Raw genomic sequence first — 1,258 nt, forward strand, 5'->3', positions numbered from 1 at the left:
GAAAATATTCACGTAAGCAGCAGCAATCCCCAATACAAAAATCTTAAAGATGACAAACTGCTGTGGGCAATTGTCGACGATTTAGGTGGCACGCAAGCCAAATGGGAAGCCAACAGTTTTGAACCTTATCAAGTCACCGTCAGTTTCACGATTCAGCATCCTTATACTGGCAAAGAGATCACGGTAACCGACGATCTTGAGCGCATCAGTGCTATCCGCAGTCGCACCAGCAAAAAACCGATTTTGCGTCCAACCGTAAAAATGCCGATGACGATTGCTGGGCATACGGTAGATACCGTGGTGAACCTTACCTCGCGCAAACTGTTCTCTGCGCCAATCCTGATTGGCAAAACTGCCCTAGATGATAACGCGTGGGTGTTTGCTGGGTATGACTACCTGCAAGACCAACCCAACGCGAAAATGATTGGTAAGAAAGAGACGGTAGAAATCGAAGGCATTCCCTACAAAACCAGCGTTTCGACAAGCAGCCGTTACACCAACGTTCACGCTCTCGACATCAAAGTGGATAAAAAAGCCAAGCAAGTGTCGTTTACCTTAGAGGGTGCGAACGGCAAGCGCCATCCTATGACACTGCCATTGGTGCGCATGTTGAAAACCACCAAGAGCGAGCGACCTTTGGTGTATCTGCCTGTCAAGATTGACGAAAACGAAACTCAGCAATGGTTGGTGTACTTACGAGACCGCAGCAAGTTCAGTTCGCAAATCCGTCTGGGCCGAGACGTAGTGAGCCAACATTTCGTAATAGATACCGACAAAGAGAATTTGCTCGGCGGCGTGGAAAAAACCTTTAAGAGTGCATTGAAGTCCAAGCCATTGGTGATTTCACCGGAAGAGGAAGTGAACATTGATGGCTACGTGGTTCCCGCTTATCCAACCTTTACCGTGAAAACGCCATTATTACGCGTGAATGGATTTGAACTGAGTGAAAAGGGCAAAGACGAAGTCGCGACGTTCTATTTGAGCAACGAAAAAGGCAAAGAAGAAAAAATCACCAAACCCGTGCTGAAGAAACTCAAAGTCGGCGATATGGTGCGTCCTGTGGTGGAAGGTGACTTCTTGTTCGGTAACAAAGAAAAGTCGATGGAGTTTGCTATCGACGTGCTAGATAAAGATGAAGAGCAGCCGTTTTTCGTTTTCGGCCACAACATGGCTAAAGGTGGCGTGCTACTGAATACGCGCGCTGATCACTTGCTCGATGCAAAACCTTTGTTCCGAGCCGGCCACATCGAAGTGGCCG

1 protein-coding gene is annotated in these 1,258 nt (G+C 47.9%); it reads left to right on the forward strand.

Translation table 11 applies throughout. The annotated features are described in order from the left end of the window. On the forward strand, positions 1–1,258 hold a 1,258-nt coding region (locus R7Q38_RS23745), incomplete at both ends, for a peptidase (RefSeq protein WP_318114514.1).

It is taken from the genome of Vibrio sp. Vb0598 (assembly GCF_033338935.1).
GTDB classification, from domain to species: domain Bacteria; phylum Pseudomonadota; class Gammaproteobacteria; order Enterobacterales; family Vibrionaceae; genus Vibrio; species Vibrio alginolyticus.